34 protein-coding genes and 1 pseudogene are annotated in these 25,827 nt (G+C 50.0%); 9 read left to right on the top strand and 26 right to left on the bottom strand.

All coding sequences use genetic code 11. The annotated features are described in order from the left end of the window. Position 1: 1 nt before the first annotated feature. From GQY55_RS10945 to GQY55_RS10925, 5 genes are all read right to left on the bottom strand, one after another. On the bottom strand, positions 2–235 hold the full coding sequence (locus GQY55_RS10945; RefSeq protein ID WP_160041154.1) for a DUF4227 family protein: 234 nt from the start codon (positions 233–235) through the stop codon (positions 2–4). A 180-nt stretch (positions 236–415) separates the two neighbouring features. Further along, positions 416–898, bottom strand: coding sequence for a ferric iron uptake transcriptional regulator (gene fur / locus GQY55_RS10940; RefSeq protein ID WP_160041152.1), 483 nt, complete (start codon positions 896–898; stop codon positions 416–418). 92 nt (positions 899–990) lie between these two features. Next, on the bottom strand, positions 991–1,638 hold the full coding sequence (spoIIM, locus tag GQY55_RS10935) for a stage II sporulation protein M (protein ID WP_160041150.1): 648 nt from the start codon (positions 1,636–1,638) through the stop codon (positions 991–993). A gap of 55 nt (positions 1,639–1,693) precedes the next feature. Beyond that, a complete protein-coding gene (locus GQY55_RS10930; RefSeq protein ID WP_160041148.1) occupies positions 1,694–2,923 on the bottom strand; it encodes an endonuclease Q family protein in 1,230 nt (409 codons plus the stop codon). Beyond that, the gene (locus tag GQY55_RS10925) at positions 2,920–3,492 is read right to left on the bottom strand and encodes an NUDIX hydrolase (RefSeq protein ID WP_236575541.1); all 573 of its coding nucleotides are present in this window, start codon (positions 3,490–3,492) and stop codon (positions 2,920–2,922) included. Before GQY55_RS10925 ends, GQY55_RS10930 begins: the two co-directional genes overlap by 4 nt. A gap of 154 nt (positions 3,493–3,646) precedes the next feature. Here GQY55_RS10925 and GQY55_RS10920 point away from each other — a divergent pair, with 154 nt between their 5' ends. Together GQY55_RS10920 and GQY55_RS10915 are read left to right on the top strand one after the other, a co-directional pair. Then, entirely contained in the window at positions 3,647–3,835 is a 189-nt protein-coding gene (locus GQY55_RS10920) for a Z-ring formation inhibitor MciZ (RefSeq protein WP_160041146.1), read from the top strand. A 105-nt stretch (positions 3,836–3,940) separates the two neighbouring features. Next, entirely contained in the window at positions 3,941–5,167 is a 1,227-nt protein-coding gene (locus tag GQY55_RS10915; RefSeq protein ID WP_160041144.1) for a hypothetical protein, read from the top strand. Positions 5,168–5,339: 172 nt separating this feature from the next. On the opposite strand, the gene GQY55_RS10910 is transcribed toward GQY55_RS10915, so the two are convergent. Continuing rightward, entirely contained in the window at positions 5,340–6,464 is a 1,125-nt protein-coding gene (locus tag GQY55_RS10910; protein ID WP_160041142.1) for a M20/M25/M40 family metallo-hydrolase, read from the bottom strand. A gap of 103 nt (positions 6,465–6,567) precedes the next feature. Here GQY55_RS10910 and prli42 point away from each other — a divergent pair, with 103 nt between their 5' ends. After that, positions 6,568–6,669 (top strand): stressosome-associated protein Prli42, encoded by a 102-nt coding sequence (gene prli42, locus GQY55_RS10905; RefSeq protein ID WP_160041140.1) that lies wholly within the window; start codon positions 6,568–6,570, stop codon positions 6,667–6,669. Between the two features lies 1 nt (position 6,670). Here the strand turns inward: prli42 and lipB are convergent, their stop codons facing one another. The 5 genes from lipB to lpdA all read right to left on the bottom strand — a co-directional run bounded on the left by lipB (position 6,671) and on the right by lpdA (position 12,397). Further along, on the bottom strand, positions 6,671–7,369 hold the full coding sequence (gene lipB, locus GQY55_RS10900; RefSeq protein WP_160041138.1) for a lipoyl(octanoyl) transferase LipB: 699 nt from the start codon (positions 7,367–7,369) through the stop codon (positions 6,671–6,673). 42 nt (positions 7,370–7,411) lie between these two features. After that, positions 7,412–8,773 carry a dihydrolipoamide acetyltransferase family protein gene (locus tag GQY55_RS10895; RefSeq protein WP_160041136.1) on the bottom strand — a complete coding sequence of 454 codons (1,362 nt, stop codon included), beginning with the start codon at positions 8,771–8,773 and terminating at the stop codon, positions 7,412–7,414. 20 nt (positions 8,774–8,793) lie between these two features. Beyond that, on the bottom strand, positions 8,794–9,777 hold the full coding sequence (locus GQY55_RS10890) for an alpha-ketoacid dehydrogenase subunit beta (RefSeq protein WP_160041134.1): 984 nt from the start codon (positions 9,775–9,777) through the stop codon (positions 8,794–8,796). Continuing rightward, a complete protein-coding gene (locus tag GQY55_RS10885) occupies positions 9,768–10,808 on the bottom strand; it encodes a thiamine pyrophosphate-dependent dehydrogenase E1 component subunit alpha (RefSeq protein WP_160041132.1) in 1,041 nt (346 codons plus the stop codon). The genes GQY55_RS10890 and GQY55_RS10885 overlap by 10 nt, the downstream gene beginning before the upstream one ends. 167 nt (positions 10,809–10,975) lie before the next feature. Next, positions 10,976–12,397, bottom strand: a complete 1,422-nt coding sequence (gene lpdA / locus GQY55_RS10880) for a dihydrolipoyl dehydrogenase (protein WP_160041130.1) — start codon at positions 12,395–12,397, stop codon at positions 10,976–10,978. A 200-nt stretch (positions 12,398–12,597) separates the two neighbouring features. Here lpdA and GQY55_RS10875 point away from each other — a divergent pair, with 200 nt between their 5' ends. Beyond that, positions 12,598–12,900: a DUF2627 domain-containing protein gene (locus tag GQY55_RS10875; protein ID WP_160041128.1), complete on the top strand. Its 303-nt coding sequence runs from the start codon at positions 12,598–12,600 to the stop codon at positions 12,898–12,900. 164 nt (positions 12,901–13,064) lie between these two features. Here the strand turns inward: GQY55_RS10875 and GQY55_RS10870 are convergent, their stop codons facing one another. Both GQY55_RS10870 and GQY55_RS10865 read right to left on the bottom strand, forming a co-directional pair. Continuing rightward, on the bottom strand, positions 13,065–13,400 hold the full coding sequence (locus GQY55_RS10870) for a hypothetical protein (protein ID WP_160041126.1): 336 nt from the start codon (positions 13,398–13,400) through the stop codon (positions 13,065–13,067). Between the two features lie 125 nt (positions 13,401–13,525). Beyond that, positions 13,526–13,738 carry a hypothetical protein gene (locus GQY55_RS10865; RefSeq protein ID WP_160041124.1) on the bottom strand — a complete coding sequence of 71 codons (213 nt, stop codon included), beginning with the start codon at positions 13,736–13,738 and terminating at the stop codon, positions 13,526–13,528. 189 nt (positions 13,739–13,927) lie between these two features. Between GQY55_RS10865 and GQY55_RS10860 the strand changes: the two genes are divergently transcribed. Beyond that, entirely contained in the window at positions 13,928–14,518 is a 591-nt protein-coding gene (locus tag GQY55_RS10860) for a thymidine kinase (protein ID WP_160041122.1), read from the top strand. Between the two features lie 175 nt (positions 14,519–14,693). Then, positions 14,694–15,080: a cupredoxin domain-containing protein gene (locus GQY55_RS10855; RefSeq protein WP_160041120.1), complete on the top strand. Its 387-nt coding sequence runs from the start codon at positions 14,694–14,696 to the stop codon at positions 15,078–15,080. A gap of 45 nt (positions 15,081–15,125) precedes the next feature. Here GQY55_RS10855 and GQY55_RS10850 read toward each other — a convergent pair whose 3' ends face one another. The 7 genes from GQY55_RS10850 to GQY55_RS31305 all read right to left on the bottom strand — a co-directional run bounded on the left by GQY55_RS10850 (position 15,126) and on the right by GQY55_RS31305 (position 19,928). Further along, entirely contained in the window at positions 15,126–15,347 is a 222-nt protein-coding gene (locus GQY55_RS10850; RefSeq protein WP_160041118.1) for a DUF3006 domain-containing protein, read from the bottom strand. Positions 15,348–15,355: 8 nt separating this feature from the next. Continuing rightward, positions 15,356–16,234 carry a ComEC/Rec2 family competence protein gene (locus GQY55_RS10845; RefSeq protein WP_160041116.1) on the bottom strand — a complete coding sequence of 293 codons (879 nt, stop codon included), beginning with the start codon at positions 16,232–16,234 and terminating at the stop codon, positions 15,356–15,358. Positions 16,235–16,252: 18 nt separating this feature from the next. Continuing rightward, positions 16,253–16,942 (bottom strand): hypothetical protein, encoded by a 690-nt coding sequence (locus GQY55_RS10840; protein WP_236575540.1) that lies wholly within the window; start codon positions 16,940–16,942, stop codon positions 16,253–16,255. Positions 16,943–17,246: 304 nt separating this feature from the next. Further along, entirely contained in the window at positions 17,247–17,759 is a 513-nt protein-coding gene (locus GQY55_RS10835) for a metallophosphoesterase family protein (RefSeq protein WP_160041112.1), read from the bottom strand. Between the two features lie 227 nt (positions 17,760–17,986). Beyond that, positions 17,987–18,997 carry an anti sigma factor C-terminal domain-containing protein gene (locus GQY55_RS10830; protein WP_160041110.1) on the bottom strand — a complete coding sequence of 337 codons (1,011 nt, stop codon included), beginning with the start codon at positions 18,995–18,997 and terminating at the stop codon, positions 17,987–17,989. Next, positions 18,969–19,460 (bottom strand): RNA polymerase sigma factor, encoded by a 492-nt coding sequence (locus GQY55_RS10825; protein WP_160041108.1) that lies wholly within the window; start codon positions 19,458–19,460, stop codon positions 18,969–18,971. The genes GQY55_RS10830 and GQY55_RS10825 overlap by 29 nt, the downstream gene beginning before the upstream one ends. Positions 19,461–19,835: 375 nt before the next feature. After that, the gene (locus GQY55_RS31305; RefSeq protein WP_236575539.1) at positions 19,836–19,928 is read right to left on the bottom strand and encodes a sporulation initiation factor Spo0A C-terminal domain-containing protein; all 93 of its coding nucleotides are present in this window, start codon (positions 19,926–19,928) and stop codon (positions 19,836–19,838) included. Positions 19,929–20,032: 104 nt separating this feature from the next. Between GQY55_RS31305 and GQY55_RS10820 the strand changes: the two genes are divergently transcribed. Together GQY55_RS10820 and GQY55_RS10815 are read left to right on the top strand one after the other, a co-directional pair. Further along, positions 20,033–21,064, top strand: coding sequence for a tyrosine-type recombinase/integrase (locus GQY55_RS10820; RefSeq protein WP_160041106.1), 1,032 nt, complete (start codon positions 20,033–20,035; stop codon positions 21,062–21,064). Between the two features lie 165 nt (positions 21,065–21,229). Continuing rightward, entirely contained in the window at positions 21,230–21,760 is a 531-nt protein-coding gene (locus GQY55_RS10815; protein WP_160041104.1) for a hypothetical protein, read from the top strand. Between the two features lie 222 nt (positions 21,761–21,982). Here GQY55_RS10815 and GQY55_RS10810 read toward each other — a convergent pair whose 3' ends face one another. The 5 genes from GQY55_RS10810 to GQY55_RS10795 all read right to left on the bottom strand — a co-directional run bounded on the left by GQY55_RS10810 (position 21,983) and on the right by GQY55_RS10795 (position 23,689). Continuing rightward, positions 21,983–22,186 (bottom strand): hypothetical protein, encoded by a 204-nt coding sequence (locus tag GQY55_RS10810; RefSeq protein ID WP_160041102.1) that lies wholly within the window; start codon positions 22,184–22,186, stop codon positions 21,983–21,985. A 4-nt stretch (positions 22,187–22,190) separates the two neighbouring features. Continuing rightward, positions 22,191–22,436 (bottom strand): hypothetical protein, encoded by a 246-nt coding sequence (locus GQY55_RS10805; protein ID WP_201452135.1) that lies wholly within the window; start codon positions 22,434–22,436, stop codon positions 22,191–22,193. Beyond that, positions 22,387–22,914 carry a hypothetical protein gene (locus tag GQY55_RS30995; protein WP_201452134.1) on the bottom strand — a complete coding sequence of 176 codons (528 nt, stop codon included), beginning with the start codon at positions 22,912–22,914 and terminating at the stop codon, positions 22,387–22,389. Before GQY55_RS30995 ends, GQY55_RS10805 begins: the two co-directional genes overlap by 50 nt. 309 nt (positions 22,915–23,223) lie before the next feature. Beyond that, entirely contained in the window at positions 23,224–23,436 is a 213-nt protein-coding gene (locus tag GQY55_RS10800) for a hypothetical protein (RefSeq protein ID WP_160041100.1), read from the bottom strand. A gap of 43 nt (positions 23,437–23,479) precedes the next feature. Further along, positions 23,480–23,689 carry a helix-turn-helix domain-containing protein gene (locus GQY55_RS10795; RefSeq protein ID WP_160041098.1) on the bottom strand — a complete coding sequence of 70 codons (210 nt, stop codon included), beginning with the start codon at positions 23,687–23,689 and terminating at the stop codon, positions 23,480–23,482. A gap of 488 nt (positions 23,690–24,177) precedes the next feature. On the opposite strand from GQY55_RS10795, the pseudogene GQY55_RS32050 reads away from it, so the two are divergent. Further along, positions 24,178–25,042: pseudogene (locus GQY55_RS32050) on the top strand (ATP-dependent DNA ligase). Here the strand turns inward: GQY55_RS32050 and GQY55_RS10785 are convergent. Then, positions 25,032–25,823: a DUF4393 domain-containing protein gene (locus GQY55_RS10785; protein WP_160041096.1), complete on the bottom strand. Its 792-nt coding sequence runs from the start codon at positions 25,821–25,823 to the stop codon at positions 25,032–25,034. The pseudogene GQY55_RS32050 and the gene GQY55_RS10785 sit on opposite strands and share 11 nt — an antisense overlap. Positions 25,824–25,827: the final 4 nt, after the last annotated feature.

The raw sequence follows: 25,827 nt of genomic DNA, 5'->3' as shown, positions 1-25,827 counted from the left end.
CTTATTCCCCGTACCAATAAAAGAACCGCAGCCTGTCACCCATCATTTCGCCCGTATGTGCCCGGTCCGACGTTTGGAACGCCTTGACGGCATGTCCCTCCGGAATCCGGTAATGATCCACCGGCGTAATCCAGGCGCCGATCAGGCTGAATAGCTGGTACAGCGCATAGGTTAGCGCGGCAAAAACGAGCAAAAATTTGAATGTCGACAGACATTTTCGCACCGAAATAATCATTCGGATGCACCCCCTACCGGTCAAGCCTATGGTTTGCGCAAAGCGCTTCCCGTTACACAGCTTATGAAAGCCCGCCGAACGTTATGACAAGCCTTCCGCTTGACCAACCAAAAAAGCCCCCTCCGGCAAACATCGTGCCGGCGAGAGCTTGTCGTTCTTGGAGGATCGTGATCCGATCGATTACACTTTCGACTTGTTTGCTGCTTCGCTGCGTTCTTCTTCTTCCTTCGCTTTGCAGCGGTAACAGATCCCGTGAAAATCAAGCCGATGATCGGAAACCGTAAAATTAAACTCGCGTTCCAGCCGCTCTTCCAGCGGCCCCAGCCAGTCCTCGCGGATTTCGTCCATGCTGCCGCATTTCACGCAAATCAGATGATGGTGGTGGTGTTTTGCGGTATCCGTCCGCAAATCATACCTTGCAACACCGTCGCCGAAATTGATTTTTTCCACGACATGCAGTTCACTTAACAATTCAAGGGTACGGTACACGGTAGCCAGACCGATTTCAGGAGCTTTTTCTTTGACGAGCATGAATACGTCCTCCGCACTCAGGTGGTCTTCTTCATTCTCGAGCAAAACTCTGACGGTAGCTTCCCGCTGGGGTGTCAGCTTATAGCCCTGGGATTGCAGTTGTTGTTTGATTTTATCGATCCGCGCTTCCATTTTCTCCCTCCCCACAGGAAAATCACTGTACCTTTGCTATATCATATCTTTTATTATAGAGGGAGTGGCGCAGCAAAGTCAAACCATTTTGCTCATGTTCCGGGCACCGCGGCCGTCTCCACCAGCACCGGAGTCACCCATTTCATCATCGTCGGCGTCACCCAGGTTTCGAACGAAGAAACGCCGAGCATCAGCAGGCACATGACCAGCGTCAAACCGACATAACGCGCGAAAGGTCCCGTCACGTTGACACGATTATGCAGCATCACCCGGTTTTTGATCACGTGCAGCGAAAAGGCGATCGCGGAAACACTCGTAACGATAATCACCGGAATGATCAGCAAATTGGACGGGGCGACCGATACAAGCGAAAACAACAGGCCTTTCCAGGAAAATTCCCCGACCAGGTAACCGACCGAAAAACCGATAAGCACCCCTTTCAAAAAATCGAGAATGAGAATTCCCGGCAGCCCGATGACGGACAACCCCAAAAACCAGATCAGACCGACCCATTTCAAATGCAGCCCGGCGATGCTCCAGAAGGACTGCGCCCCCGCCGCATCCCCGCTTTGGTCTACCGTCATAAAAAAGTTTTGCAGATACCGCCCCAGATCCTGCTGCTGCTCGAGCGACAGCGCATTGACCATAAGCGCCCCGAAAATGACGCCGACAAGAAAAAGCACGGCTACGAAAACGTAAAGGATCGTCTGCTCTTTCAAGGTATGGCGGAAAGTTCGCATTCCGGATTTCCCCCTTCCTGTCACATACCTCTACTCTATGAAGACAAGCATCAATCTATGACTTGCCGATAGACAAATCCACCTTCCCGTACGTTCCTCCCCCGCCGGCCGACAGCGACAGCGTGCCGTTTCTCGCCATAACGATTTGCCGCGCCAATTTGTCGCCGACCGTTTCGGCAAGATCCCGTTCCTCCGCCCGGTGCAAAATCGACATTTCGGTGCCGAAACGCTCCAACAGCTTCGCCATCGTCGCTTTCCCCAGGCCCGGAATAAACTCCAACGGCACCTGATAATGATACTGCGGGCGGTTCTCGGGCACCATCGGTTTAGGCCGGTCGGCGATGTCCAGGATGCGGTCGAGCACGCCTTGCACTTTTTTCTCGCTCCCGCAATGCGGACAAGCTCCCGTCATCGCTTCCTTCGCGTCCAGAATGCGGCTGCAGCCGAGGCAATAGGTGCGATGGTATTTCCCGAGCCGGGGATTCAAGCCGAAATTGGCCGTGACGGCCCGCCCTTCCGCTTGCTCCAGCGCCAGCACGAATTCGTTAAAGCTCGGTTCCGCCAGTTTGATTCGGTTGTACTCCCTGCCGATTTTCCCCAAGGAGTGGGCGTCCGAGTTCGTTACGAACGTAAACCGGTCAAGCTCGGATATCAGGCCGGCCATTTCCGAATCGGCGCTCAGTCCAAGCTCCACGCCGCTGACCATGTCCAGGTCCAGCACGTCCGACATCAGCGGCGCCACGTTCCCGTAAATGCCTTTATGCGGAGTAAACACATGGGCAGGGATCATGATGCCGCCCCTCGCGTAAATTTCCTCCTGCAGTTTTCGGGCGGGCACGTAAATCCGCTGGGAGCTGAGGTTCACGTTTTTCATATGTTTTGCCATCCATGCAGTGAAATGGCTCATTACGGCAAGGTTCGGAAAATAGGCCAGAAGATGCGCGGCGCCTTTTCCTTCTTCATAGATTTCGATTTCGCTGCCCAGCAGAATCGTCGTACCGCGGTAAGCGATGCCCCCTCCCGCCAGCTCCGTCATTTCGCCGGATTCGAGGCAATCCATGATGTCCTTTTGCACTTCGGGCGAATGGCAATCGATGATCCCGATCAGTTCCATGCCTTTTCGCCCCGCCGCTTCTTTGGCGATATTCGCGAAAGTCAGGTCTTTGCTGCCGCTGATTTTGACGGCCTGACCGGAAGTCGATCGGCCGATATGGATATGCAGATCGGCATAATATCCTTTTAACAAGCCGGCATCTCTAGATGTCTTGAGCGATGGGGTCGTCATAGCTGAAACGCTCCCGTCAACCGCTTGAGCTTCCATGCGTAAACGGCCATGATCGTTTTGGCGTCGCTGATTTTTCCGGCCGCGATCGCTTCCTGCGCTTCATCCAGGGTCAACTCGCAAAGTTCAAGGAACTCATCCTCGTCCAAAGACGCCTCGCCGCTTTCCAGGTCTTCCGCTACATATAAATGGATGATTTCATCCGCAAACCCCGGCGATGTGTAAAACGAATGCAGCAGGCGGATATTGCCGCATGTATAGCCGGTTTCCTCCTGCAGCTCCCGCTTGGCGGCTTCGAGCGGATCCTCCCCTTTTTCGAGCTTTCCGGCAGGTATTTCCAGCTCGCGGCGGCCCATGGCCTGCCTGAATTGATCCACCAAAACCATTTTTCCTTCATGGATCGCCATCACCGCCACGGCTCCGGGATGTCTCACGATTTCCCTGGAAGCGGTGCTGCCGTCCGGCAGCTTGACCGTGTCGATCTGCAGCGAAATGATTTTCCCTTCGAATACGGGTTTTGTCGCGACCGTCACCTCGTCCAATCGGGCATTGGGATCTTCATATGGTTTCAATTCGTTTCTCTCCTTGATCCGGATTTGCAAATGTTCGTTTGTAGCGTTCTATGAAATTTGCAAGCCCCTCTATTTTAAAAACTAGCATGTTTGTACAGACTGACTCATATGGTTTTATTATAACAAAGTTCGCGAGAGAAAGAAGGAGAGCCCTATGAAAAGCTACTGTACGGGCACTTCGTTCCACATGGTGGGACGGGCCTGGCAAATTCGAATCATGCTGAAGCAATGGATGAAAGAAACCGACCCCCATGCCTCTTTGACGGCGATTCTCGAAAAAAAAGGCTCCCCGTCAAACCAAGGATTGCGCCCCGTGCCGACATCCAAAATGGAAAAAATATAAATAAATGTGAAAATCGTCATGGTTTTTTTGATTTTTCGCAACTTTTTTTACATGTCTCTATAACTATTCAGCATTTAAGTTGTTTTATATAGCGGAGGGTTCCGTATGAAGAAAGATCATGTGAAGTTCCCGCTTCAATCCGAACAAGCATCTTCTTCGCAGCAATACAAGTTAGCCGTATGGCATCGTTCGCGCGGAATGACGGGCGAAGCTCTTTTATGCTTCGAGAAGGCTCTTTCGTTGGCCAAATCAAACCCACCCTCCAAGAATTCGTCATTCGATGAATCGATGTGCTGGCTGGAGTACGGCAGACTGCTGCGGCAGCTCGGCCGCGATTACGAGGCCGGCATGGCTTTCCGGGAATGCCTGAAAACGAAGCGTTACATCACGGAAGCGCTTGTCGAAATCGGCATGTTCCTCGGCCTGTCGGGAATGGGCGACGCCGACATGCGCATCCAGTTGACCGCGATTGCCTCCGAATTCGCGGAAGACGCGGCGCTGCCCGTAGCGGAAGCTCTCTGGGCACTTGGCGCCTTTTCGGCTGCGGCGGAGCTATATGCATCCCTTGGCGCAACGGCAAGATCCATGGAAAGAAACCAAGCCCACTATATTTTATGCCTTATTTACATAAATCGATTTAAGGAAGCACTTTCCCTATTATCGCGAAAAGCCATGCACCATGACCGCGTGCTGCTGACGACGGCCAGGCATATGATCAGGGCCGCGGAGGCCGCGAATCTGTGCAAATGGTGCCTGCATGGCATAAACGGAGGAGGTATCGGAATGCCTGCTCTATCCCGCTACGAAGCTTTGGAAACAGCCAAAACCGCCATTGCGCTGGGCAAAGTCGATGAAGCTCTAGCTATTTTGTCCAGTCCGACCGAACATGAATACAACGAACTGATCTATACCTTGTACAAGCAGGGATACCGCGAGCTTGCCGCCTCACGGATTTCCGAGATGGAATGCCTGCCCCTGTACGACCGAAGCCAGATTTCGCTAGACCTTTGTTTTATCGCAGCTGAAATCGAATACGACAAAGGAAATTTCGAGCAAGCCGCCTCCATTTTCGAAGCGATCTACACGACGGACCCCAACCATTCGACCGCCAGATTCGGCGCCGCCTCCTGCTGCCTGCAGCAGACGAAGGCATCGCTGATGGCAAGGCTCGAAAACACAATCGTCGGCACCGACCTGTTCCATCAAATCGAACGGTATTTGGACAATATTTCCCGCGCACTGCATATTTTGAATATTACCGATTGGCACACCCGTTGGACGCCGGCCCAAATGCGAAACCACGGGGCGGCTTCGGCCGTCGTGCTTCATTAGACGAGATAGACCGTTTATCCCAAAATAACCCCGCAAAGTGGGTCCTCGGCTTTGACGAAGCGGATTCAGATCCTCTGCGGGAGGCCCGAAATTCATAAACGCTATAATGTTGAAAAAAGCTGTTTCCCCGGCATGGAATCACCGGCGGGAAACAGCTTTTTTCGTTCTTTATTTATTTCGTGGTCTCGCGGATGATGCTGATGACCATTTCGGCCGCTTTGACCATGTCGGCAGCCCGGATCCGCTCCTTGGTCGTATGGATATGTTCGTAACCCAGCGCCAGGTTGACGGTCGGAACCCCCATGCCGTTAAAAATGTTCGCGTCGCTGCCGCCGCCGGAATGGAACGTGCGGCTTGGCAGGCCGATATTGGCAATCGCCCGCTGGGCCAGCTTCACGACGTCGTCGTTTTCGTCAAAGTTGAAGGCCGGGTAGACGATTTCGCTGATGAATTCGCATGTTGCGCCGCATTCCTGGACGGCGCTTTCCAGCGCTTCACGCATATGCTCGATCTGGCGATCGACCTTATCCTGAACGATGCTGCGGGCTTCGGCATCGATTTCGACATAATCGCAAACGACGTTCGTGGCGCCGCCTCCGGCAAATTTGCCGATATTGGCCGTCGTTTCGTGATCCAGCCGGCCGAGCTTCATGCGGGAAATCGCTTTGGAAGCCACCTGGATCGCGCTGATGCCGTCTTCCGGATTGACGCCGGCATGGGCGGATTTGCCGAAGATTTTCATCTTCATTTTCGCCTGCGTCGGCGCGGCTACCGCAATCGCGCCGATTTCCCCGTTCGAGTCGATGGCGTAACCCAAATCGGCATCCAAATATTTCGGATCCATGCAGCGTGCCCCGAGCAAGCCCGACTCCTCGCCGACCGTAATGACGAACTGGATTTGCCCATGTTCGATTCCCTGCTCCTGCACGACTTTGATCGCTTCAAAGAGCACCGCCAGCCCCGCTTTATCGTCGGAGCCGAGAATCGTTGTTCCGTCGCTCGTAATCCAGCCGTCCGCACCCAGCGTCGGCTTGATGCCTTTGCCCGGTGCGACCGTGTCCATATGGCACGTGAAAAACAGCTTCGGCGCTTGGGCTCCGGGCGTTCCTTGCATGGTTACGATCAAATTGCCCGCCCCGTGGCCGGTTCTAGGCTTGGAATCGTCCTCGACCACGCTTAATCCGAGATCCGCAAATTTCTTTTTAAGAACTTCCGCAATCTCTTCCTCATGCCCCGTTTCGCTGTCCACCTGAACGAGCTCCATAAATTCTTCCACCAAACGGTCTTGTTTGATCATTGGACTTTCATCTCTCCTTGCGTTTAAGTTACAATAAACATGGCTGTCCCCATATCATGATCTAATGATTCCTAAACAATATACTTACGGAAAAGGAGTAGCTATGCAAAACAAAAAATGGTTTCGCGTATTCGTTTATTTAATGCTGATCGCCATGTTCGGCTCCGTCATCTTCGGTGTCGCCGAATCCCTGATCGCCCGCTGATTCAGCGGGCCGGACCCGGGATGGGGCCGGGCACGGCTTCAAACTTGAAGACTTCCGCGAAAAACGGCACGATTTCCTCCGCGACCTGCTCCACGCTGAACGTTCGGCCCGTGCAGTCTTCGAGCGACGTCACCCCATACTCCTGAATGCCGCATGGAATGATGCCGGCAAATCCCTGCTGCCCGATCCCCGCCTTGATGTTGAAAGCGAATCCGTGGCTGGTCACAAACGCCCGGCGGCTGCGGCATTTATTGAATTTGACCCCGATGGCGCACACCTTCACATCCCCGACCCAAACGCCCGTATATTCGGGTTTGCGGCCGGCCTCGATGCCGTAATGCTTCAAATAATTGATGATCACTTGTTCGAGGTTCCGCAAATAGGCATGCAAATCCAGCCCCTCCCCTTCAAGCACCAGCAAAGGGTATCCGACGAGCTGTCCGGGCCCGTGATATGTAATGTCCCCGCCCCGGTCGATTTCGAACAATCCGATGCCTTTCTCCTCCAACTCTTCCTTGCTGAGCAGAAGATGCTCCGGATGTCTTTGGGAACCGATGGTATAGGTTGGCGGATGCTGCAAAAGCAGCAGGGTATCCTGCTGCTCTCCAAGGTCAATGCTTTTTACGATCGATTTTTGCAAATCCCATGCTGCATCATAACCCATCATCGGCGTATAGGAAACATGAAGCGCTTTGGTCATAACGTAATCACGTCCTCTCCAGATGATGAAAGTACTGCCGTTTTAATAAACTTTCGTATCCAGCGTATAAGCTTCGATATTTTCCTTTACCCGCTGCAGGAACCGTCCGCAAATGACGCCGTCGAGAATCCGGTGGTCCAGCGACAAGCAGATGTTGGCCATCGAGCGGACCGCGATCATGTCGTTAATGACGACCGGACGTTTCACGATCGATTCGAACGTCAAAATGGCAGCCTGCGGATAGTTGATGATCGGGTAAGACAGGATGGAGCCAAACGATCCCGTGTTGTTGACGGTAAAGGTTCCTCCCTGCATATCCTCCAGCTTCAGCTTGCCTTGACGCGTTTTGGTCGCAAGCTCCTCGATTTCCCGCGCCAATCCCGCGATGTTTTTCTGATCCGCCCGCTGGATGACCGGCGTCATCACCGAATCTTCCGTGCCGACGGCCAGCGAAATGTTGATATCGCGTTTAACGATGATTTTATTGACGGCCCACACGGAGTTCATGATCGGGTAATCTTTGATCGCATTGACGACGGCCTTCAGGAAAAACGCCAGATATGTTAAATTATACCCCTCACGACGTTTAAATTCATCCTTCAGTTTGTTGCGCAGCAGCACGAGGTTGGTCACGTCCACTTCAACCATCGTCCACGCATGCGGAATTTCAGACACGCTTTGGCGCATGTTGGTCGCAATCGCGTTGCGGATCGGCGTCACGTCGATCAGCATTTCGCGTTCGCCCCTTTCCACCTCGATCGGCGGAATCTTCGGCGATTCCGACATATGCAGCCCGGAATTTCTTTCGGGCGCCGGCTGTACCGGAATATATTGTTCCGGCGTTACGGCAGGATTAGTATGCGGCAAATCTTTAAACGGCGACGGCGCTTCCGTCCGCGCCTGCGCAGAAGGTGCCTGCGGCTGTGCTGCAGCACCGCCTTTTTCGACGTAGGCGAGGACGTCCTTGCGCGTAATCCGTCCGCCCATACCCGTGCCTTGAATCCGGCTCAGGTCGACGCCATGCTGCGCGGCAAGCGTCTGCACCGCCGGGGAATAACGGCTTCTCATGGACTGGTCGGCGCCGTCTCCCGCGGAAACGGCAGGAGCTGCAGGCTGAACCTGCTGCGCCTCGCCGGTTGTCGGCGCCGCGCCCGCCACCGCCATCCGGCAAATGATTTCGCCGACGTTTACGGTCTGGCCTTCCTCCGCGATCCATTCCGCCATCACGCCTTCCTCGGTGGCAGGAATTTCGGCATTGACTTTGTCGGTAATGACCTCGCAAATCGGCTCATACTGCTCGACTTTGTCTCCCGGCCGCTTCAGCCATTTGGCAATCGTAGCCGATACCAGCGATTCGGCCAGCTGCGGCATCACCACATCGGTTAACTTTTGATTTTCTGACATGTTTTCACCCCTAAGCTTCCCTAGTAGATTGCCAATTCGCGCATGGCTTCTTTCACTTTATCTTTGCTCAGCATAAAAAACTTCTCCATCGGCGGACTGATCGGCATCGCCGGCACGTCCGGGCCGCAGCAGCGCATGATCGGCGCGTCCAGATCAAAAAGGCATTCCTCGGCAATGATCGCCGCCACCTCGGCGCCGACGCCTCCGGTTTTATTGTCCTCATGCACGATCAGCACTTTGCCCGTCTTCCGCACCGCTTCGATGATGCTGTCGCGGTCAAGCGGCTGCAGCGTGCGCAGGTCGAGGATATGGGCGGTGATGCCTTCTTTCTCCAATTCTTCCGCGGCCTGCATGCAGAAATGAAGCGGCATGCTGTACCCGATGACCGTAATGTCGTCTCCTTCGCGGAGCAGGTTCGCTTTGCCGAGCGGTACGGTGTAATCTTCCAAAGGCACATCGCCTTTAATCATTTTGTAGCATTTTTTATTTTCGAAGAACAGGACCGGATCGGGATCCTGGATGGCTGCCTTCAGCAGCCCTTTCGCGTCGTAGGCGGTGAACGGAGCGACGATTTTCAGGCCCGGCGTTCCGAAAAAGATCGATTCCGGACATTGGGAATGGTACAGCCCGCCGAATATGCCTCCGCCGATCGGCGCCCGAACCACGATAGGACAGCTCCAGTCGTTGTTGGAGCGGTAGCGGATTTTGGCCGCTTCGCTAATGATTTGGTTCGTGGCCGGCAGCATAAAGTCGGAATACTGCATCTCCGCGATCGGCTTCATGCCGACCATCGCAGCTCCGATCGCCACGCCGGCAATGGCGGATTCCGCGAGCGGCGTATCAAGCACCCGGTCCTCGCCGAACTGCTCCATCAATCCTTTGGTGGTCGTAAACACGCCGCCTTTTACGCCGACGTCCTCCCCAAGAACGAATACCGATTCGTCCTTCTCCATTTCCTCTTTCATGGCGAGGCGAATCGCATCGATATATTCCATTACTGCCATGCCTTCTCCCCCTCTTTCGCATCGTCCGCATAGACATGTAGCAGCGTATCTTCAGGCTTCGGAAACGGCGCGTTGTCCGCATATTCGGTCGCATCCTTGATTTCGAGCGCAATCTGCTGCAGCAGATCGGCTTCCTTCGCTTCGTCCCAAATGCCGCAGCCGATCAAATAGGCTTTAAACCGGGCGATCCCGTCTTTTTTCCAGTTCTCTTCGACTTCCTCTTTCGTGCGGTAAGCCAAGTCGTTGTCGGAGGTGGAGTGCGGGGACAGGCGGTACATCATCGCTTCGATCAGGGTCGGCCCTTCGCCGCGCACCGCGCGCTCGCGCGCTTCCTTGACCGCTTTGTATACCGCAAGCGCGTCGTTCCCGTCAACGCGGAAGCCCGGAAATCCGTAACCAAGCGCCCGGTCGCTCACTTTGCCGGCGAGCTGTTTGTGTTCGGGAATGGAAATCGCGTATTGGTTGTTTTCGCACATGATGACGACAGGGAGCTTGTGCACTCCCGCAAAATTGAGGCCTTCATGAAAATCCCCCTGGTTGCTGGATCCTTCGCCAAACGTAACGTAAGAAACGATATCCTGCTTTCTCATTTTGGCCGCAAGCGCCACGCCGACGGCATGGGGAACCTGGGTCGTGACCGGGCTGGAGCCCGTCACGATGCGCAGCCTCTTGCTGCCGAAGTGGCCGGGCATTTGGCGTCCGCCGCTGTTCGGATCTTCCGCTTTCGCAAAAGAAGACAGCAGCAGTTCGCGCATCGTCATGCCGGCGGCCAAAACGAAACCGTAGTCGCGGTAATACGGCAGGAAATAGTCTCTTTCCCTGTCCAGTGCAAACGCCGCCGCCACCTGCGCGGCCTCCTGGCCGATGCCCGACACGTGGAAATTGATTTTGCCTGCGCGCTGCAGCAGCAAAATACGCTCGTCGAATTTGCGTGCGAGCAGCATATATCTGTACATATCGATCACTTGTCCGTTGCTGAGTCCAAGCTGCTCATGTTCATGCCCTGTTCCAACAGTACCTTGTTCACTCATGGTAGGTACCTCCTTATTAATAAAGGCTCAGCCAAGTTCTTAACCTGATATTAAAACCTGGTACTAAGACTTGGGTTAACCCTATTATAATCCGAACGGCCCCAAAAAGGAAATATTGTTTTCTAACTTTTTCTTTACAGCGGGAGGGGGGGGGACGGCAACCCCCGTTACATCCCGATGGACAATCCGTCCACGGCCAGCATCCCTTCGCCGATAATTTCGGAAAGCGTCGGGTGCGGGTAAACCAGCTGCCCCACTTCCCACGGCGTTGCGTCCAGCAGTTGGGCCAAAGCCGCTTCGCTGATCAGATCCGTGACATGGGCGCCGATCATTTGCACGCCAAGGATGTCGTTGCTATTAGCATCAGCCACAACCTTGATAAAACCTTCTTTGCTGCCGTGCACCAAAGCTTTGCCGATGGCCTGGAACGGAAATTTGCCAACCTTGACTTCCAGCCCTTTCCCGCGCGCCTCTTTCTCCGTCAAACCGACGCTTGCGACTTCCGGACGCGTATAAACGCACCGCGGAATCATATGCGGCTGAAGCGGATGAACGGCTTCGCCCGCGAGATGATTTACCGCCGCGATGCCCTCATGGCTGGCCGCATGGGCGAGCTGCATGCCTCCGATGACGTCTCCGATCGCATAAATATGCGATTCCCCGGTTTGATAAAATTTGTTGACCTCAATAAAACCGCGCTCCACGCGCACGTCCGTATTTTCCAGTCCGATCTGTTCCACATTGGCCTGACGTCCGACGGAAACGAGCATACACGAAGCCGTCAACGTCTCGATTTGCTCTCCCGTGCGCATGTCGATGCTGACTTGCCCTTCTTTCGCTTGATATGTATCCGGCAGAACCGTGCTACCCGTATGGATCGCAACACCGCGTTTCGCCAAAAGCTTCTGCAGTTCGCGGGCGATGTCCCCGTCCTCGGCAGGCAATAGCTGATCGGCCGCTTCGACGATCGTGACGCGGACGCCGAAATCGCTGAGCATGGACGCCCATTCCACGCCAATGACACCGCCGCCGACAATGATGATGGATTCCGGAAGTTCTTCCAGGATCAGCGCGTCGTCGCTCGTCAGAATGAAACGGCCGTCCGGCTCAAGTCCAGGGATCGTCCGAGGACGGGAACCCGTCGCGATGATCAAGTTCGTCGGCACGACCGTTTCCATTTCGCCATCCGCAAGCTCCACGGCTACCGCGCCGCTTTTCGGCGAAAAAATCGACGGTCCGATGACGCGCCCTTTCCCATGGATCACTTGGATTTTATTTTTGCGCATCAGGTACTGCACGCCTTGGTGAAGCTGCTCCACGATGCCCGTTTTCCGTTCCTGCACTTTGGAAAAGACAAGCGTCGCGCCGGCCGTTTCAATGCCGTAGCTTGCGCTGTCGCGAATTTCGGCGTATACCTCCGCGCTCCGCAGCAGCGATTTGCTTGGGATGCAGCCGCGGTGCAAGCAGGTGCCTCCCAGCTTGTCCGCCTCAATAATTACGACCTGCTTCCCGAGCTGAGCCGCCCGGATGGCCGCCACGTACCCGCCGGTTCCTCCGCCGAGCACCGCTACATCGCATGAAATTGTCATGTCCATCCCCCACATTTATCCATAAATTTTTTCGTCTGACGTATTAACATATCGGTCCCAATACGGGACTACCATTTATCTTTTTATATTGTACTCTCTTTTTTCTCCATTACAAATAAACGTCCCGCGAAATGGACAGAAGTTAATGAAAACGGTATGATAAGGGTATGCAAAATCGAATGACAGAAAGGATATTCCGCATGAAAATGGTCATTTCCCGTTTCATTGCCATTCTGATCCTCGTGATTCCGGGACTGATGGCAGTGACAGGATTTTTATTTATGAAAGACGCCGTGTTCGCGTTTTATTCGGTCCATGGGGATGCAAGCGTTGCCCATCCGACGTTCGAATGGGGGCATTTCCTGCTCGGCCTGCTGTTGTTTGCCGTCGGCATGACCTTTCTCGGCGGATGGATCTTATATCGGGACCGCAAACGAAATTATGTCGGACCGCGATTTAAGGAAAAACGCAAACCCAAGCCGCCCGCCCAACCCACTTCATGATCAAAAACGACGAAACCCCGCGATGCCTGAGCCGCAGCGGGGTTTTTTATATGGTGCGAAAATGTATAGGGTTTAATGTATAGGGTTTAATGAACGCCAACCTTGCATCGCAAGAAAATTCGGCAAAAGGCGGTCTGTCTCTTCGAAAGTGCATCGATCAACATTTATCTTTTGTGTTTAGCTGTATTCAACAACATCGCCATCATCTGCGGATTGAATTCCGGCTCGCTTGCGATGTATTCCAGTGCAATCTCTTCTTCCTCTTCCCTTTGCTTGTTGCCTAGCACCGGAAATTCCGTGATCGGATTGCTGGTTAAAATCACCTTCAGCTCGTTGCTGCGGTTGTAAAGGACGGACTCGACCACGAAAAAACCGGAAAGCAGCCCCCCGATGACGGCGATCTGCTGGGGGCTTAATGCCGTTTGCGCGGAAGTTCGCAGAGGCTTTTTTTTCGTCGGTGCTTTGGATTTTCGCGGCGTATTTTTTTTCGAACGCCCCACTTCATCACCCCCGCCAGTGTCTGGTCTCCCTTTTACAGCATATAACGGCGGGAAGGATTTGGTGTATCGTTCCGAGTTACCGGGCACGGATTTGAATTGTTAGGCGGTTTCAGGCAAAACCGTAATTATTCGTATAATGCGTCCCGAAGCTTGCTCGACATTCGCGATTCCTTCGTGGAGCTTTTCAAAATCGTTTTTCGCAGCGCATGGTTTTGGCGAACGAGTTCGTTTAAATCCTGCAGCATTTCTTCTATCAGCCCGGCAGCTTCCGGAAGCTGCTCCAGCTCCTTCGACAACGCCGATACCCGCTCCCGATAGTCCTCCAACTTTTCTTTCATCTGGCATTCCTCCGCAATCGATTGATTTCAACCCTTACCTTACCACTTCCCGCGGTGAAAACGCCAGCCTTTGCAAATGTCTATAGCCACCCATAACCAATTATGGTACTCTATAAAAGTCGCTATTTTTCGTGATTTTTCATCCTAATCGATGAAATACCTGGTTTCAAGCGGGAAAGGAGCATAAAGGTGAGTAGAGGACGGATTACCGTAATCACGGGCCCCATGTTTAGCGAGAAGTCCGGCGAACTCATCCGCAGATGCCAAAAACTGGTTCAGTACGGACGGAAAAAGCTGGTTGCCTATAAACCGGCGGAGGATCAGCGTTACGCAAAGGACGAAATCGTCAGCCGGATCGGCTATAGACTGCCGGCCATCTCGATTCCAAGGCATTTGACGGACGAGCTTGTCGCCCGGATTTATAAAGAAACGGAAGACGCCGATGTGGTCGCGTTCGATGAAGTGCAGTTTTTCAACAAACCGATATTGGGACTTGTCGAAGAGCTGGCATACCGCGGAAAACATGTCATTGTGGACGGATTGAATATGGATTACAGAGGCAAGGAATTCGGTTATATCGGAGGATTGCTGGCCATGGCCGACGACATACAGCAGCTGACCGCGTTCTGCGCCGTTTGCGGCAGCCCCGAGGCTGTGTTCACCCAGCGGATCGTCAACGGCAAGCCGGCGCCGCTCGGTTCGATCATTCTGATCGGCGATTCCGACGATTACGAGCCGCGTTGTCGAAACTGCTTCGTGCCTCCTCATAAAGTGCAATGAAGCAGGAAAGCTCTTCGCTTTTGAGGAGCTTTTTTCTTGTTCCGCCCGTTTTTTCGCCCGGGACATTGGAACCGTTACAAGAAAGTGGGGATTGACAGTAGTTGAGGTTAGGCGTAAACTCGACATTTGTGAATGGTTAACCAACATTTTTCCAAAAAAAGGGGAGGATACAGACATGAAAAAAATCTTTTCTTTGATCGCCGTCGCGGCTCTTTCCGCAACGGTGCTGGCCGCATGCGGCAACAACAACGATTCCAGCTCCGGCAGCGCAAGCGATTCTTCGTCTTCGGCAAGCGGCGACGTGAAGGAAATTACCGTAAACGCCAAAAGCTTCGAATTTTCTCCGAACGAAATCAAAGTGAAAAAAGGCGACAAAGTAAAAATTACGTTGAAAAACACCGATGGCGCACACGGACTGGAAATTCCGGAATTTAAAGTGAATCTGCAAAAAGACGGTTCTGCCGAATTTACCGCAGACAAAGCGGGCACATTCGACTTCGACTGCTCCGTTATGTGCGGTGCCGGTCATGGCGATATGAAAGGCAAACTGATCGTTGAATAATGGTCTATACGAAAAAAACCACCTTTAGCGGTGGTTTTTTCTTTTTTAATTTTCCCAGACGTCGTCCATCAATGTTTTGATTTCCTTCGTGCGTTTTTTCGTTAAAGACGGATTGGGAATCCATTTGCCGCCGTTCCACTCCACCACGTCGCCGCGTTTGGCGGATGCATCCACTTTCAATTTGGACACGGCTTCCACGTTTCCGTCGATTTCTATTTTGCAAAATTCGCCTTCAAATCCTTCGATGATTCCGATCGTTCCTTTCATATGTCCCGCTACCTTTCCGTGGAAATATGAATCGTGGTGCCGTCGGACGCGACTTCGATCGTCCCCTGCTTGTCGTTTCGATAGATTTCGACACCCTGCTTCTGCAAACGGCTTAAAATCGCGCTTTTAGGATGGCCATAGGTATTGCCTTCTCCCACTTGAATGACGGCATATTTCGGGTTTACCTTTTTCAAAAAGTTCAACGTCGTCGAAGAGTTGGAGCCGTGATGGCCGACAAGCAGCACGTCCGCCCGCAAATCCGCTCCCGAAGCGATCATGTCCTTCTCGCTTTCTTTTTCGGCATCGCCGGTCAGAAGAAAGGAGTTGTGTCCGTAGGTGACCTTCACCACCGCGCTCATATTGTTCGAATCGTCGTAGCTGCGGGTCGGCGCCAGCATGTCCACGTGCACCTGTTCGTCGAGATCCCAGGATATGCCCGCTTTTGCCGTTTTGACCTTCAGCCCTTTCTTTTTGATGGATGTCAGCAGCGATTCGAACGTTTTCGTATTGGACTGGACTTTCGGCATGTAAATGGTTTCCACCGGGATCTGGTCGACCACTTTGTCGAGTCCGCCGATGTGGTCGGCATCCGGATGCGTTCCGATCACGACGTCCAGCTTGGAAATACGATACTTCTTCATATAATCCAGCATGACCTGTTCCTTGTCGTTGTTGCCCGCGTCAATCAGCATCGTTTTGCCTGAAGGCGTCACCAACAGCTGGGAAGCTCCTTGTCCGACATCCAAAAAATAAACCTTCAGCTTTTGCCCGTCCGTCGAAACCGAAGCGCCGGTGTCCGGCAAGCCGACGGAGCATCCCGCGGATACGAGCAAAAAAATGCCGGCCAACATGGAAATGATTGCGTATGTAATTCTGGATGTTTTCATATAATTCCTTTCATGCCTTTAGGAGCCGTATTCCGGGTACAGTTCGAAGCTTGCTTTGCCGACCTGGAGCGTGCCGTTTGTGAACCTATAGGTCATCGTCAGATCGCCCACGAACTCCGCAGGCGAGATTTGCACCGCAGCCGTGGCGGTTAACGAGCCGTTGTCCACCGCATACTGCATGAAACTCCCGATTTGCGGACGCTCATTCAAATGATCCCGATCCGACAGCAAAGATGTGTACGGCACATGGTAGCGCTGCCCTTGGACGTTCACGTCAAGCCCTTGAGCCGAAAAACTCCCGCCGAACTGCTTCGAAAACGCCGCATTGGCATCTTCAACCGGTATGATGTTACCTTCTGAATTATACACAACAACGTCAGACCGGTAAACTCCGGTACCGTAACCCGTGGTCAGAATGACGACGATTTCCTTCGTTCCATCCCCGTTTAGATCTGCCAGGATGATTTCGGGCGCATAGGTCGGATTCGTCACATTGTAACCGGGCATGCTGCGTTTAAACGCCGATGTTTCTATCATTAAATGGTCAAAAATACCTTCGTTCGTCTCGGTTCCTGTAATATGTACGGACTTATCGTCGGATTCGGCAATCATGTCTTCGGTGGAGGGATGAGCCGAAACGGTCCGTTTATGCCTGATGTCCGCGCTTTCACCGCCCGAAATATCGGCCGGATCCGGCATATGATTCACTCCCCCGCCCTCCGCGAGTACTGCCTGATCATTGGCCGTGAACGCCGCCGCGGCGCTTGAATCCTTTTTTATTGCATTGTCTTTCGCAAAGGCCAATATTGAAGTCGCAGAACATATGGCGAAAACTGCGGCTGCCGCAATGATCCATTTTTTGCTCGTCAACGTGAAGCTCCTCTCTTTGGTTGCACAGCTTCATTGCAATGCCAGCATCTTACTTTCATATTATGTCTTTTTGAGGAGCTTGACCAGCCAAAAATTTGTAACCTTTGAATCACCTAAGGCATGCGCACCTGTGAAAATAGTCTTATTGTTGTTCTTCGTTTGGCGCCAAACTGCTCCGGATGGCTTCGAAATCAACCGGCTTGTAATCCCAATGCTCCACGCAGGCGTTGAAGTAATGCTTGCCCTCGTATTTTTGGCCGTGAATATGGCCGTGAACGTTGACATAAGGCATATGTTTGTTCATGTACATCGGTTCATGCGACAGAAGATAAAACCCTCCGTAAATAATCGGATATTCGCTGACCTCTTCAAACCCGGCGTCAAGCCACCATGCCTTGCTGCGTCCGCGGTCATGGTTGCCCAAAATGAGAAACTTTTTGCCGTGAAGGCGCTGGACGATCGCTTTCGTTTTCTCTTTGTTGTAAAAAGAAAAATCGCCAAGATGAAATACCTTGTCTTCTTTTTCGACGATTTCATTCCATTGGTTGATCATATATTCATCCATTTCTTCCGCGGTAGCAAAAGGCCTCGATTCGAAATCGATAATGTTTTGATGGCCAAAATGATGGTCCGAAATGACAAAAACGCGGCTCATATTAACGGTGGCTCCCTTCGGATTCTTTTCTCCTGATAACATAGTTGTACCAGAAATATGCACAAACTGCCAATTAAACTAATGAAGCCGCCATGCTTTGGCGGCATCGTTTACGGATCGTGCGGCAGCAGTGGTTCGACATCATAAACGCCATCTCAAGTTAAGAACGCTCTGCCTAATAAGGTAGTTCTCAGACCGAGCGTTTTTTTTGTTTTGTCGCCGATTATTCAGTATTTATCTGCAATCGCCCCTAAAACCGCGGCACGGACGCAATTTTTGTCTTTTAAAGCCCGCAAGGATTCCGGACTGCCCGTTACAACAACGCCGATAGAATGCACATCGTCTTTTGCTGGCTCTTTTTTGCCGCCTCTTAACTGATTGAAAATTTGAGTATATTCCCAATCATAGTTTCCGTTCAGCTTTAATCCTTCTTTAACGTATTCGATAAATTTGCCTTCGTCATTTTCTCGAGTGTCCTCCGGATCGGCATAGGCCGCATAGCCATATACGTTAGGACTGATAAGAGGCAGGGCGGGCGGGCCGTTCATAAATTTGATGTATTCGGGCGTGTACGTATCTACCCAGAACCAACGGGCATGTACACCGGAAGGGAGCATATCGCGGATTTCGTTTGCCGTGTAGGCATGATCGAGCGAAAGAGCCATCTCCACTTTTTTCCCGGAATCGATCTGATCCAGCTTGTTCAGCTCGTTCAGCAAATCGGGATAATGCACTTCCGGGTGAAAAAACAACAGTTCTCTCTGTCCGTTCATCACGTTATAAGGTCTTGCCATATTCAGTTTCTCCATGTCCGGATCTTTAACGTTTAATGGAGAATATCCGCCGACAAATTGCCCATATTGGCCAAAAACATTGTAATGGACTTTCACCTCGGCCCATGGCAGCGGCACGCCTTCGATGACTTTATATGTCCGATAGATCGCCGTTCCACCCAACACGCTGTCAAGTGATTGGCTTTCGCCAAGAAGAACATTGGGAGACGAAATCAATTGATAATGGTAAAGATCCGAAAGTGCTTTATTCGCGCTGCGTGATAAAAGCATTTTGTCCGCAATGAGCAGCCCGACAATTACAACCATCGCACTCAAGACGGAAATGATAATATTTCGCAGCATCGACTTCCTTTTCGTTTTTTTCAAAAGATTTCGAAAATGCTGCTCACTATCCTGTTCCACAGCCTCAGAATAATCATTGCTCATCTTGTCGTTCTCCTTCATACATTTTTTTGAACATGTTTCGGGCCCGGTATAAGTCGGTTTTAACCCGCTCGGTTTTTACGTTCAACAATCTGCTGATTTCGTCGTAGCTCAAACCCAAATCGTACTTCAGGATAAGCATCTGTTTGTACTTTTGCGGAATCCGGTTCAGCAATTCCTTTACCCCCAGGCTTTTTTCCTTTTGCAAATAATGATCTTCCGGGGATGGCCCATTCATGAATGATAAAAGCTCGAACGATGCCGTTTTTCCTCGCCGGGTTTCCTTCCTGTACCGGTCATAATATTTATGCGTAGCGACTTTAAAAAGCCAGGACATGAACTTTGCCGGTTTGATGGAATCGATATGCGTTATGCCTTTGAGCAATGTGTCCTGCACGATTTCCTCCGCATCCGAAGGGTTTGCACCGATCCGAACCAAATAGTGTTTAATGACTTTGCCTCTGTGAAGCAGCTGTCTTATCAACTCGTCATCGATTATGATCCGCTCCTTTCCATTCTAATAACGATATGAAGCGGGGTTATGTATACAGGATCCTGAAAAATATAAAAGGATCGTATCCACTCGAACAGGATTACTCGATGTTGCCCGGGGCTTGAAAACAGTACTCAATGTTTGCTTTATCCGGTATTGATAACACTTTAATCTCAGTAGTGACCGGCACAGAGTCATCGTTGCTGGATCAGTACCCGTACGCTCTGATATTTTTACTAGATCCACCGACCGCTTCATGCTACAAAAAACACAAAAAGACGCCCTTCCAAGAAGTCAGGCGTCTCTTTTAAATCTAAAATATAAGATCTCCGTAAAAAAATGGTATCCGCTTCTTTAGGTATCCTTTCAGCTCACCTTATGCTCGATCCGCAGCTTATCGGCCACCATCGCGATGAATTCGCTGTTGGAAACCGTTTCCAGCGATAGTTTTTCGCTCAACGGTGCGGTAAGTTGGGCGCGAGCTATCCGTCATTCCCATAAATTTTCGCGACCTTTATCGGAACGATTAGCGAATCTTTATCGCTAAAGGAGGCGCGGATAAATTGCCGCAAAAACAACCGAAATTCGCATTCGTTTCAAAAGCACATCGCCCCGTAAAAATCGACTTAGAGAAACACATCACGAAATTTCTCGATTCCAAACGAATTGAGAAACGGTCGCCCAAAACGATTAGTGCTTACGCGCAGGTACTCGAACAGTTTAAAAAGTGGTACGTCGAAAGGGGCTCGAAAGAAATTACAACGGAAGTTCTCCGTGAATACATCGGGTATCTGACTTCCGAAAAAGTGCGCTGGGATGATCACCCCACATCCCCCACTAGCGGTGTAGGATTGTCCGCGAGAACAGTAAATAACGTTATTCGAAACATGCGTATTTTCTTCAATTATCTCGTAAGAGAGCGCATCATAACGCATTCACCGATGAATGCAGTTAATTACCAAACCGAGGAAAAGGATACATTTGAGGTATTCACGGACGATGAGGTAAAAAAATTACTAAGCGCACCAAATCTGCGTGTTTATACAGGCCGAAGGGATTATTGCATGATGCTCGTTCTTATCGACGGAGGGCTCCGTATCAAAGAGTTAACAAATCTCCGCGTATCTGACGTTGATTTTAAATTGCGACAAGTAACAATACGTGCGGAGATCGCAAAAACGAAGACTACGAGGGTCGTGCCGTTATCACAGCGCACTATCAAAGAGATCGAAAAACTAATCGCATACATGGACGTGGACGATGACGATTACCTTTGGTTGACGCAATTCGGCGAGCGATATTACGGGGATACATTCGCGAAGATGCTCAAGCTGTACGCAAAGCGCGTTGGCGTAGTTGGGCCACGTGTATCTCCGCATACATTCCGTCACTACTTTGCAGTTAAGTTCCTTCGTGGAGGCGGGGACCCGATGGCGTTAGCGCGCATTCTCGGACATACTTCTTTAAATATGACGCAAGTGTACGTGCGATATACCGGAACAGATTTGCGGGAGCAACACGACAAGGCTTCGCCTGTGACGAGTTTGATTGACGGAGGGAACGAAAGAAAACGGGGACGCCATTTATTTAGATAGTAGCTCTTAATTAATGTTGGGCGCTGATTTACGTGTTTTTCCGTTTCTCACGCCCAATATTATTTATATTTACGAGGCGATCTAAGTCGACTTCTGTTTATTAATGGTAGAATCTGTTATATACTAATAATAGCATCATTTCATTCAATAGTTTAGGAGATTTCTATGAACAAACCATTAATACCAAAAAGGGAACTAGATCCAGAAAGCTGTGATGCGATTTTAGACACTGCAAAGACGATATACAATGAAGAATACGATAGGTTTAAGCAAGTTGAAACAAAAACAGGGATTACCCTCGGTTTTGTGGGTGTGTTATTTGGTGTTTTCCTTACGTATGCAACAAGCATTAAGATTCCGACCGGCCAAATAGCTCACGCTATTTATTCCTACATTTTTCAAATTGTTATAGCGATTCTACTTACGCTGAGTGCTGTCAGATTCATCAATGCAATTAAAGTCGGTACTTTCGAGCAAGTAGACATCAATAACATTGTAGATTCAGATTTCGCCAAGGAAACTCCAGCGAGGGTCAAAATCGATCTAGCTGCTACTTACCAAGAGTCAATTAATTCAAATTCTGAGAGAGTTGATAGGAAGAATAAGAACTATAGCGCAGGACTCGGTTTAATGCTTTGGGGTTTCATTTTGTTTGTAATTTATATCATAATAGAGGAGATTATAAAGAATGTCTGACAAACAAATCCGTAGCACTTACTTTAACAATGGTGGAGCTAACAGTAAAAACGACACCTCCGACACACCTAGAAGTCGAGGCACTAGACCAGTAATTAGGGGAGCAGAGAATTACACACAAAAGCGAACCATTCCTACACCCCCACCAAAAAAGAAATAAAACGCAAAAAAGGGCGCTGCCACAACGGATCAACTCCACATGACTGCGCCCTTTTCGATCCATTATTCGTTTATATCGCTATCCTTAGCGTTAGCTGCGTCCGCAATTCCTTCCGCCAGCATATACGCAACACATGCGCCTACCGCCGAAATAATTCCCATAATTTGCAAGACGGTATTTTCACCGGCGCCCGCCGCCGTCAAAATCGACGTTGCCAACGCGGCCAGCAGCGCCCAAAACTTTCGCGAAGATAATTTTTTCTTCATTATATTACGCAACCTGCTTCGTATCGAAAAATCCGCGCCGATACATGACGGTAATCAACCGGTAGAAATCGTACGAACCGCCGGCCGTCGTATCCACCGCCCCCGCGCGTTTGGCCGCCACGCACGCATCGACTGCCCAAGTCGGGATATCCGCCATCTTTGCGGTTCCTTCCAGTATAGCGATCCGTTTAGCCTGCGCTTCAACCGTTTCCTGCAGCGCCTTGAATGCCGCCTTTATTTCCATCGTCATTTCGCAATCCCCTCCGTTTTTTAATCGATCCAACTCCGCAGCGACTGCCGGAATGAATCCCTTTAGGGCGGCCTACTATTGCCACTGGAAAATAGTTGTCGTAGATAATATACACTTTAAAATTCTCAGTATTTGTTTGGATTGATATCGGTTTCCTATTTAACTCTTTTTGAACACGGTAGGGGATAAAGAGATCAAATTCTATTCTAAGAAAACTTGGTTGCGGGCTTATTCCGTTCGAACTACTGTATACAGAATCATTGCTATTTACCTCTAACTCATTATAGTACAACATATTTTGTTTATTTGATATTTTAAATATATTATTATCCGAAACAAAAATGTTATTTATACTGCTACATGTACCTAAAATTCTAGTTATCTCTTTAACATAATTTTTGTAAAGCTCTGAGATATCTGGAATCTCTTTAATACAGTTAAAATGAAAACTACCTATTCCAAAATATATGTCCCCCATAGATAACAATACCCCTTTAAGTATTTTCTAAGGATTTTCAAATGTAAAATTCAAAACACATTTCTTTATTTAATTTTAAGTCGTTAGAGCGACGAAAACGCTATTTCGTAAAGCGACTTTCTTCGAGATTACAGCCTAAATTTTAACATATAATGCGGTACACAAACAGATCAACTGTAACGGAATGTCTTATTTTCTCAACTTTTAATACGTTGCAAACCTAAATTCGTGTCAGTATTAATGAAAAGTACGCGTAAATTCAAAAAAAAAGAGCGTCGCGAAACCGCGGCGCTTTAGTTTTACATATTTTTAAAAAACAAGAACGTCGGACGCACGGAACCACTCTCCGTCAACCATAAAGCGGCGGCCTCCCGTATCAATGCGCTCGATCACGCCGATAACATGTGCGCCGTCATATTCGTCGTACATACGCAGGTTGATCGGTTCACGCGTTTTGTGGGCCTCGATGAGTAAGTGCAAAATATCTTCTGCTAATGTAGGCATCGCCTCGTTCGTTTTCATCCGTAGATCACCTCTCCGGATTTTACACAACGAACAAACGTTCTTATTCAACGGTTTCGACGCGGAATAATTCTTCGATTTGAATACCGAGAGCGCGCGATATCGCGAATAGGTGTGCGTCATCATGACGTGTATTCTTATCGAAACGCGAGATAGAACCTTGTGGGACGCCGGACATTTCCGAAAGCTGTGTTTGAGTTAGTTGGCGTTCTTTTAGGATCTCGCCGAGACGGGGCGTTATTTTAGACTCCATCCAGGACACCTCCATATCTTCTATCGATTATGCGATATAGAATATTGTTTGTCAAACCTATTGCAATCTGTCATTCGATATCGCATAACGAATATAGAAAGGAGGTCAAACAAATGAAAGATTGGGTCACACTGATTACGGCAATCATTCAATGTTATACAGCGTACCTAGTGTACAAGACAAGCCGTAACAAAGAAAAAGGAACCCCCTAAACGACGCATCCGACGCAGACGTTAGAAAGGTTCCTGAGAGGTTGGTCTCACACACCAACCTCTTTACTCCCAATCTTATCATAAACGTACAATAAAATAAACGGGAGGGATTCGAATGTTAAACGTAATCACTTGGATCGTTGTTCTCGTGGCTCTCGTATCCTCGGTGTTCGTTCTAATATCGGTGCTTCGTAATCGCCGGGGTTAACCGTTTCCAACACTTACCGCCTCATCATACGTTCAACTAGCGCTATAATCGGCGTAGAGGTGTTTACGATGTTTATTAGCCAGATGTTACTCGAAACGGCGGCGGCCCCGTTCTCAAACCCGCGCCATATCTACGAGCCGAAAATTGACGGCCACCGCCTTATCTTTTCGTAAGAATCCGGCACCGTCCGGCTATATACACGCCATAACAACGACTGTACGCGCCAGTACCCCGAAATAGCCGGCGTTTTGTTCCCGCATGATGTCGAACTGGACGGCGAAATAGCGTATTTTGATCCGGCGACTGGCACGGTCGATTTCGAATCGATAATGACGCGGTTCCAGGCGAAAAGGGCCGATCGCATCCGTCAGCTCGCCGGAACTATCCCGGCCACCTATATCGTGTTCGATATCTTGCGTTATCAGGGCGAGGATCTGCGCGGGCTGCCGATAATGAAACGGAAAGAGATACTCGCCGGCCTGGCGATGCCGAACGCTCACTTTGGCGTAGTCCCATACGTTGAAAACGAAGGCGAGTCGTTGTTTATACAAATAGAGCTGCGCGGATTAGATAGAAGGCGTTGTTGCCAAGCGAAAGGACAGCGTGTATGAAACGGGGCGCCGATCAGCCGAGTGACAAAAGATTATAAACTGGCGCTATGCTGACGTTTATATAACGCGTTACAAAAAGGCAGAGTTCGGATGGCTTTCGGCGGTCGAGAATAACGCAAAAATGCGGCCCGCCGGTATTATCGAGCTTGGCGCATCGCCGACGCATAAAAAGGCGTTCTATGGCGTTGTCAAACCGTTAATTACCGGTGAGGACCGCGATTTTGTTTACGTGGCACCGCGGATACGGGCGCGCGTGAAGATGCGGAACTGGACACGTGCGGGGATGCTGCGGACTCTGATGTTTACCGAGTTTATTGTTTAGATTCTAAACAACACTCACAAAAATTAGTACCGAATTGAGTAAAAACCCAAGAAGTTTTTTTGAGTCGGACAACTATATCATTGCCCGCGTGTTCCTTGATTTCTTCGATTGCCTCATTTTGGAAGTAGTCAATCAATGTATGTTTCATTAAAGGATCATACCGTCCTTCCTCTACAAATTGATGAATCTCATCAATAGTTAATAGGCCTAACCGAATTAGATTATCAATAGATGCAGTATATTGGTCGTAGTTGTTCTTGTTCAAGTTTGGGAAGGGGAAGAAGTGTCTTAATACAGTAACAGAGCCGTCTCTATCTTCACCAATTACCATACCGCTACCCACATTCCCTTTATTATCATTTAAATACTTTATTACTTGAGCATCCAAGGGGGAAAACTGCTTGATGACTTCGACGAATGATGGGTGGCTTTTATCTAACTCATTTTCATTCATTGAAGAAGCGATTAGTTTAGCAAACATCTCCCTAAGTTCTGCATATTCTATATAATATTTAGCTGCCTCTAATGCAGGACCGACAATGTTTATTCTGGGTTCTGTCAACTGATCTGCAGGAATTTTTGCGATTTCTCGTTCTATATCCTCCTTGAATAATTTTATTTCATGCTCTTTTCTTATTTTTGCTTTAAGAACAGGGGCAAAGGCTAGATAAAACAGGTTTCCTATACCCTCTCCAATTTGTTTTGAAGCTGGCTCTAAAGCATCTTTAGTTATATCAGTTGGTACTTTAATGGTTTTTATTAAGTCTTCTAGAAAAGCCAAAATT

The organism is Paenibacillus sp. USDA918EY (assembly GCF_009870825.1).
GTDB lineage: Bacteria > Bacillota > Bacilli > Paenibacillales > Paenibacillaceae > Paenibacillus_AQ > Paenibacillus_AQ albilobatus.
The sequence above is the reverse complement of the archived record's forward strand: the minus strand, read 5'-3'. Positions and strand labels throughout refer to the sequence as shown.

Excerpts from the sequence above, each read along its gene's own strand:
- GQY55_RS10945 (WP_160041154.1), bottom strand. The coding sequence starts at position 235 with ATGATTATTTCGGTGCGAAAATGTCTGTCGACATTCAAATTTTTGCTC.
- fur (WP_160041152.1), bottom strand. The coding sequence starts at position 898 with ATGGAAGCGCGGATCGATAAAATCAAACAACAACTGCAATCCCAGGGC.
- spoIIM (WP_160041150.1), bottom strand. The coding sequence starts at position 1,638 with ATGCGAACTTTCCGCCATACCTTGAAAGAGCAGACGATCCTTTACGTT.
- GQY55_RS10930 (WP_160041148.1), bottom strand. The coding sequence starts at position 2,923 with ATGACGACCCCATCGCTCAAGACATCTAGAGATGCCGGCTTGTTAAAA.
- GQY55_RS10920 (WP_160041146.1), top strand. The coding sequence starts at position 3,647 with ATGAAAAGCTACTGTACGGGCACTTCGTTCCACATGGTGGGACGGGCC.
- GQY55_RS10915 (WP_160041144.1), top strand. The coding sequence starts at position 3,941 with ATGAAGAAAGATCATGTGAAGTTCCCGCTTCAATCCGAACAAGCATCT.
- GQY55_RS10910 (WP_160041142.1), bottom strand. The coding sequence starts at position 6,464 with ATGATCAAACAAGACCGTTTGGTGGAAGAATTTATGGAGCTCGTTCAG.
- prli42 (WP_160041140.1), top strand. The coding sequence starts at position 6,568 with ATGCAAAACAAAAAATGGTTTCGCGTATTCGTTTATTTAATGCTGATC.
- lipB (WP_160041138.1), bottom strand. The coding sequence starts at position 7,369 with ATGACCAAAGCGCTTCATGTTTCCTATACGCCGATGATGGGTTATGAT.
- GQY55_RS10895 (WP_160041136.1), bottom strand. The coding sequence starts at position 8,773 with ATGTCAGAAAATCAAAAGTTAACCGATGTGGTGATGCCGCAGCTGGCC.
- GQY55_RS10890 (WP_160041134.1), bottom strand. The coding sequence starts at position 9,777 with ATGGCAGTAATGGAATATATCGATGCGATTCGCCTCGCCATGAAAGAG.
- GQY55_RS10885 (WP_160041132.1), bottom strand. The coding sequence starts at position 10,808 with ATGAGTGAACAAGGTACTGTTGGAACAGGGCATGAACATGAGCAGCTT.
- lpdA (WP_160041130.1), bottom strand. The coding sequence starts at position 12,397 with ATGACAATTTCATGCGATGTAGCGGTGCTCGGCGGAGGAACCGGCGGG.
- GQY55_RS10875 (WP_160041128.1), top strand. The coding sequence starts at position 12,598 with ATGAAAATGGTCATTTCCCGTTTCATTGCCATTCTGATCCTCGTGATT.
- GQY55_RS10865 (WP_160041124.1), bottom strand. The coding sequence starts at position 13,738 with ATGAAAGAAAAGTTGGAGGACTATCGGGAGCGGGTATCGGCGTTGTCG.
- GQY55_RS10855 (WP_160041120.1), top strand. The coding sequence starts at position 14,694 with ATGAAAAAAATCTTTTCTTTGATCGCCGTCGCGGCTCTTTCCGCAACG.
- GQY55_RS10850 (WP_160041118.1), bottom strand. The coding sequence starts at position 15,347 with ATGAAAGGAACGATCGGAATCATCGAAGGATTTGAAGGCGAATTTTGC.
- GQY55_RS10845 (WP_160041116.1), bottom strand. The coding sequence starts at position 16,234 with ATGAAAACATCCAGAATTACATACGCAATCATTTCCATGTTGGCCGGC.
- GQY55_RS10835 (WP_160041112.1), bottom strand. The coding sequence starts at position 17,759 with ATGAGCCGCGTTTTTGTCATTTCGGACCATCATTTTGGCCATCAAAAC.
- GQY55_RS10830 (WP_160041110.1), bottom strand. The coding sequence starts at position 18,997 with ATGAAGGAGAACGACAAGATGAGCAATGATTATTCTGAGGCTGTGGAA.
- GQY55_RS10815 (WP_160041104.1), top strand. The coding sequence starts at position 21,230 with ATGAACAAACCATTAATACCAAAAAGGGAACTAGATCCAGAAAGCTGT.
- GQY55_RS10810 (WP_160041102.1), bottom strand. The coding sequence starts at position 22,186 with ATGAAGAAAAAATTATCTTCGCGAAAGTTTTGGGCGCTGCTGGCCGCG.
- GQY55_RS10805 (WP_201452135.1), bottom strand. The coding sequence starts at position 22,436 with ATGACGATGGAAATAAAGGCGGCATTCAAGGCGCTGCAGGAAACGGTT.
- GQY55_RS30995 (WP_201452134.1), bottom strand. The coding sequence starts at position 22,914 with ATGGGGGACATATATTTTGGAATAGGTAGTTTTCATTTTAACTGTATT.
- GQY55_RS10800 (WP_160041100.1), bottom strand. The coding sequence starts at position 23,436 with ATGAAAACGAACGAGGCGATGCCTACATTAGCAGAAGATATTTTGCAC.
- GQY55_RS10795 (WP_160041098.1), bottom strand. The coding sequence starts at position 23,689 with ATGGAGTCTAAAATAACGCCCCGTCTCGGCGAGATCCTAAAAGAACGC.